Source organism: uncultured Phenylobacterium sp. (assembly GCF_902826855.1).
GTDB lineage: Bacteria > Pseudomonadota > Alphaproteobacteria > Caulobacterales > Caulobacteraceae > Phenylobacterium.
In genome coordinates, this window is record NZ_CADEGK010000250.1 from 1 (window position 1) to 5,963 (window position 5,963).

The following is a 5,963-nucleotide window of genomic DNA, read 5'->3' on the forward strand; positions in this document are numbered from 1 at the left end:
GGCGCGCGACCGCCTCTTCCTCTTCGAAGGCAGCCCTGGCACTGGCAAGACGACGGCAGCGCTCAGCTTCCTGCGCGAAGGCGCGGCCGCCGGCGAGCGCGGCCTGTACATCACCCTCTCGGAAACCGAAGCAGAGCTTCGCGACTCGGCCGCGTCACACGGTTGGGGCCTGGAAGGCATCCAGATCTTCGAGCTGGCCCCGCCCGAAAGCCTGCTGGATGAGCAGCAGCAGCAGAGCCTGCTCTACTCGTCGGATCTGGAACTGGGCGAGACCACGCGGCTGATCCTGCAGGCGGTCGAAGACGCCCAGCCGCACCGGGTGGTGATCGACAGCCTCTCGGAGATCCGTCTCCTGGCCCAGGGATCCCTGCGCTATCGCCGTCAGGTGCTGGCGCTGAAGCACTACTTCGCCCGTCACGGCACCACGGTTCTGCTGCTGGACGACCTCACGGCCGAGAGCCAGGACAAGACCGTCCACAGCGTGGCCCACGGGGTGGTGCGCCTTGAGGAGCTGGCGCCGGAGTACGGCGCGGAGCGGCGCCGCGTGCGGGTGGTGAAATATCGCGGCCGCCGGTTCCGGGGCGGCTTCCACGACTTCACGATCAAGACCGGCGGCCTGGAGGTCTACCCGCGGCTGGTCTCCAGCGAGCACCGCTCGGAGTTCGTCCGCACGCCACTGCCCAGCGATGTGGCAGGCCTGGATTCACTCCTGGGCGGCGGGGTGGAGCGCGGCTCGAGCTGCCTGATCCTGGGTCCCGCCGGCACGGGCAAGTCCCTGCTCACCATCAGCTTCATCGCCTCGGCGATCGCGCGGGGCGAGAAGGCCGCCCTGTTCCTGTTCGATGAGGAGAAGGGCCTGCTCGTGGACCGGACCCGGAAACTCGGGACCGACCTGACGAAGCTGATCGACAGCGGCGACCTGATCCTCGAGCAGATCGACGCGGCAGAGCTCTCCCCCGGCGAGTTCACCGCCAACGTCCGCGACTGTGTCCAGAAGCACGGCATCCGCACCGTGGTGATCGACAGCCTCAACGGCTACCAGGCGGCCATGCCGGAGGAGCACTATCTGCTGCTCCATATGCACGAGCTGCTGCAGTTCCTGAACCGCCAGGGCGCCACGACCTTCCTTACCGTCGCCCAGCATGGGCTGGTGGGCGACATGAAGGCCCCGGTGGACGTGACGTACCTGGCCGACACCGTGGTGCTGCTGCGCTATTTCGAGGCCGCCGGCGAGGTGCGACGCGCGATCTCGGTGATCAAGAAGCGCGCCGGCCAACACGAGAAGACCATCCGCGAGTACCAGATCGGCGAGGAGGGCCTTAGCGTCGGGCCCCCGCTGACCGAGTTCCAGGGCATACTGCGCGGCGTGCCCAACTTCGTGGGACCCGGAGCGGGGCTGCTGGGCGACCGTTCGGCATGACCTTTGACGCCCGTTCCGAGCGTGCGCTGGTGCTGGCCCCCCAGGGCCGCGACGCCCAGGTCGCGGCCAAGGTCCTCGGCTCAGCCGGTCTCGAGTCGACGGTCTGCGCGGACCTGACGGACTTGGTCGCCGGACTCGGACACGGCGCCGGCGTCGCCCTGATCGTCGAGGAAGCCCTGCACAATCAGGACTACGCCGGCCTCGCCCACTGGATCGAGGCGCAGCCGCCGTGGTCGGACTTCCCGATCATCGTGTTCACCCGCCGCGGCGGCGGCGCCGAGCGCAACCCCGCAGCGGGACGCTTCATCCAGGCGCTGGGGGCCATCAGCTTCCTGGAGCGCCCGTTTCATCCGACGACGCTGGTCAGCGTGGTGCAGACCGCGCTGCGGGGCCGCCGGCGCCAGTACGACGCCCGCGAGCGCCTGGAGACCCTGCGCTCGGCCGTCAGCCGCCAGGCCGTCGACCAGGAGCATCTGCGCCTGATGGTCAACGAGCTGAACCACCGGGTGAAGAACACCCTGGCCACCGTCCAGTCGATCGTGGCCCAGACCCTGCGCGGCGAGGACATCCCGTTACGTGTCCGCGAGACGCTCACGTCGCGCATCCTGGCGCTCAGCAAGGCGCACGACGTGCTGACCGACGAGCAGTGGGCCGGCGCAAACCTGCGCGAGATCGCTCACCAGGCCGCCCAACCGTTCCGCGCCGGCGCCGGGGACGAGCGCCTGGTGCTGACGGGGCCGGAGGTGCGGTTGCCGCCCAAGATGGCGATCGCGGTGGCCTTGGCGTTCCACGAGCTGGCCACCAACGCGGTGAAATACGGCGCGCTGTCCGGGCCCGAAGGCCGCGTCGACTTCGGCTGGCGACGGGAGGGCAGCCGGTTGCATATGCTGTGGCAGGAGTCCGGCGGGCCGACCGTCTCGCCCCCCAGCCGCCGCGGCTTCGGCACGCGGTTGATCGAGCGCGGCCTGGCGGCGGACCTGCAGGGCGCCGTCGAGCTCGCATACCCGCCGACCGGAGTGGTCTGCCGGATCACCGCGGACCTGGCGTCCAACCCGACGGCGCCGCTGGCGCCGCCGCACCCCGGCGCGGCGGACGACGACCGCAGTTGGGACGCCGCCAACCGGCGCCTGGGGCCGAGCACGGGCCTTGAGCGTTCGCGATTCGCCTGACCTGATGACGGGGCATGATCCCTGTCTCCCTCACTCAGCGGCTGATCGGCGTGGCGATGATCACCGCGGGGGCGGCGATCGCGGTCGTTTTCGGTGGCGGCCTGCTCTTGTTCCTCTGGGAAGAGATCGCCGCCGGGATCCGCGGCTCGCCGCGGCCGATGAACCTGATGAGCATCCTCCTGATAGGTCCCCTCGTGGGCGTCGCACCGGCGCTGCTGGGCGTAGCGCTGGCGCGCAGGGGCTGGCAGCGATGTCGGCCCCAGTCGCTGGCGGAGCCGGAGGATGCCCCCTAGGCGCTCCGTCTACGCCTGTGCTACAGGCGCGCGCCATGGTTCGCACCACCGCCAATCCGTCCGGTTGCAACGGCGCCACCCTCGTGGGGCGATCGGACGGTTCTGTGCGCGCGGTCCGCGCCTAGCCTTCCCTTCCCAAGCCCCGCCGGACCGGCCGGGGCATTGGACGAACAGGAAGGCGCGCTCCCGGCCTCCGGAATTTTCACAGAGACCGGAGATGACTGACACCATACCCCTGCCCCCTACCCCCGTGCTGGAGACCGCACGGCTGATCCTGCGTCCGCTGGAGATGCGCGACGCCCCCGCCATGCAGCGGCTCTTCCCTCAGTGGGAGGTGGTCAAGCACCTGCACGCGGGGATTCCGTGGCCCTATCCCGACGACGGCGCGGTCACCAACGCCGCCATGTCGCTAGAGACCAGGGCCAGGGGCGAGAAGTTCTACTGGGTGATCACGCTGAAGGGTGGCGACGACGAGGCGCGCGGCCGCATCGACCTGTGGCCCTTCGATGGCCAGCTGCAGGACATGCGCGGCTTCTGGCTGGATCCGCAGTTGCAAGGCCAGGGGCTGATGACGGAGGCCGCCGAGGCGGTCACCCGCTACGCCTTCGAAGTGCTGGCGTGGCCGTTCCTCTACCTCACCAATTCGACGCAGAACCACGCCTCCGGCCGCATCAAGGAGAAGCAGGGAGCCGAGCGGTTGCGGGTCGAGCCCAAGGACTTCATGTCCGGCCCAGGCGAGCGGCAGGTGTGGATCCTGACCCGTGAGGCCTGGCTCGCGCGACAGGGGAATTGAGTGATTTGCCGGCTTTTTCGGCGCCATTTGCCCGAAAAATCGGCGAATCTGCGGGCGAGTGACCGCTTCAAGCCGACGCTCGTCCGCACCCCATTGGCGGGCATTCTGCACAATGCCTATGCATCGTCGCCTGGCGCGTAGGCAGAGGCGGGGAATCCGCGGCGAGCGCTGGCGAAGGGGGTAGACGCCATGATCCGAGTTCGCGTGCTCGCCGGGCTTTCCGCTGCGCTTTCCGTGGGCGCCGCGACCGTCGCGACCGCCCAGACCGCGGCCGCCATCCCGGCCCCGGTTGCGGAGCCGGCGCACACCGCCTGGATCCTGGCGGCCACGGCGCTGGTGCTGTTCATGACCTTGCCCGGGCTGGCGCTGTTCTACGCCGGCCTGGTGCGCGCGAAGAACGCGCTGTCGGTCATGATGCACTGCGTGGCCGTCGCCTGCCTGGCCTCGGTCCTGTGGATGCTGGGCGGCTACAGCCTGGCCTTCTCCGGGACCCATCCGCTGATCGGCGACCTGGCCAAGTTCGGCCTGCCCAACCTGCGCGCCTCGGTGACCGGGGTGCTGCCGGAATCGGTGTTCTTCGCCTTCCAGATGACCTTCGCGATCATCACGCCCGGCCTGATCGTCGGCGCGTACGTCGAGCGGATCAAGTTCAGCGCTGTGCTGCTGTTCTCGGGCCTATGGCTGCTCCTGGTCTATGCGCCGGTCTGCCACTGGGTCTGGGGCGGTGGCTGGCTCGCAAACCTGCACGTGATGGATTACGCCGGCGGCCTGGTCGTGCACGCCACGGCCGGGGTCTCTTCGCTGGTGGCGGTGGCGATGCTGGGGCCTCGCGATGGTTTCCCGCGCGACCTGCACCCGCCCCACAATCCCGGCATGACCATGATGGGCGCGGGCATGCTCTGGGTCGGCTGGTACGGCTTCAACGCCGGTAGCGCGCTAGCCGCCGACGCGGCCGCCGGCTCAGCGCTGGTGGCGACGCACCTGTCGGCGGCGACCGCCGGCCTGACCTGGGCTGTGATCGAGCGGATCCGTTTTGGACGCTCCAGCATGATCGGCGCGGTGACCGGCGTCGTGGCCGGCCTGGCCACCGTGACCCCGGCCTCGGGCTTCGTGGGGCCGATCGGCGGCCTGATCCTCGGCGCCGCGGCCAGTATCGTCTGCTTCCATGCGGTCGACCTGGTGAAGAGTCATATGAAGCTGGACGACAGCCTGGACGTCTTCGCCGTGCATGGCGTGGGCGGCATCCTGGGCACGCTGGCGGTCTCTGGCTTGGCCATGACCGGCCTTGGCGGGGCGGGTTATGCTGAGGGCATGACGCCCCTCAGCCAGCTCGGCGTCCAGAGCCTGGGCGTGGCGGCGGTCTGCGCCTGGTCGGCCGTGGCCTCGGCGGTGATCCTGCTGGTCTGCAAGCTCACGGTCGGCCTGCGCGCCAGCCCCGAGGCCGTCGAGGACGGGCTGGACCTCTCCACCCACGGGGAGCGTGCCTACCAGGCGTCCTAGGTCCTACCGCGCGCCGCCGAACCGATAGCGGACGCCGGCCCAAACCATCCGCGGCGCGCCCGGGGCGAAGAAAGTGGCGTTGCGCACCGGCCGCTCGCCATCGACCACCGGCGTCGCAAAGGGGCGGGCAATGAAGGCGCCGCTATCTGTGAAGCCGGTGGCGCCCAGTTGCGCGGCGGTCTCGTACCTGGCGTCGAAGAGGTTGTTGACCTGCACGAACAGCTTCAGCGCGGGGAGCGGTGTCCACTCAGCGCCCGCGTTGAACACGGCGTAGGCCTTGGTCTTGCCCGGACCAAGGTAGAAGACGCCGTCCGGCTCGTGTTCATTGTTCTCGTTGCCGCGGGCGTAGACGCCACTCGAGGCCAGCATGTCGGCGCTGAGGCTGAAGGCCTCCGTCACCTGCCACGCGGCCTGAACCTTGAACAGGTGCTTCGGGACCAGCGGGATGCGGTCGCCGCGCTCGATCTCGATCTCGCCCTCGAAGCCCGGACCAGTCTCGTTGCTGCTGTTGCCCGCGCCGCCGACGACCTCCTCCGTGCGGTAGGTGGCGCGCAAGTAGGTGTAGCTCGCCCCGGCCGAGAACGGGCCCCACTCGCCGCTGACGCCCAGCTCTGCGCCCTCCCGCCGGGTGCGCCCGAAGTTCTTGAAGTAGCCGAATCCGGAGAGGTCGTCGGCCACGAACAGGATGTCGTTATGGTTCTCGCCCCGGAACAGACTGGCATTCCAGCGCACCACGCCCAGCCGACCCCGCGCGCCCAGCTCGGCGGTCACGGTGCGCACCTGCTTCC

Annotated in this window: 6 protein-coding genes; 5 read left to right on the forward strand and 1 reads right to left on the reverse strand. The window is 69.6% G+C overall.

Going from position 1 to position 5,963, the window contains the following annotated elements; translation table 11 throughout:
- From QZV94_RS22360 to QZV94_RS22380, 5 genes are all read left to right on the forward strand, one after another.
- A partial coding sequence (locus tag QZV94_RS22360) for an ATPase domain-containing protein (RefSeq protein WP_293682185.1) occupies positions 1–1,420 on the forward strand: 1,420 nt, incomplete at its 5' end.
- Complete coding sequence (locus tag QZV94_RS22365; protein WP_293682188.1) at positions 1,417–2,589, forward strand: HWE histidine kinase domain-containing protein; 1,173 nt, start codon at positions 1,417–1,419, stop codon at positions 2,587–2,589. The genes QZV94_RS22360 and QZV94_RS22365, both read left to right, overlap by 4 nt.
- 14 nt (positions 2,590–2,603) lie before the next feature.
- Positions 2,604–2,882, forward strand: a complete 279-nt coding sequence (locus QZV94_RS22370) for a hypothetical protein (RefSeq protein ID WP_293682191.1) — start codon at positions 2,604–2,606, stop codon at positions 2,880–2,882.
- A 217-nt stretch (positions 2,883–3,099) separates the two neighbouring features.
- Positions 3,100–3,675, forward strand: a complete 576-nt coding sequence (locus QZV94_RS22375; protein ID WP_293682194.1) for a GNAT family N-acetyltransferase — start codon at positions 3,100–3,102, stop codon at positions 3,673–3,675.
- A gap of 189 nt (positions 3,676–3,864) precedes the next feature.
- Positions 3,865–5,175 carry an ammonium transporter gene (locus QZV94_RS22380; RefSeq protein ID WP_293682197.1) on the forward strand — a complete coding sequence of 437 codons (1,311 nt, stop codon included), beginning with the start codon at positions 3,865–3,867 and terminating at the stop codon, positions 5,173–5,175.
- Positions 5,176–5,178: 3 nt separating this feature from the next.
- Here QZV94_RS22380 and QZV94_RS22385 read toward each other — a convergent pair.
- The coding region (locus QZV94_RS22385) for a TonB-dependent receptor (protein ID WP_293682200.1) at positions 5,179–5,963 on the reverse strand (785 nt) is incomplete at its 5' end.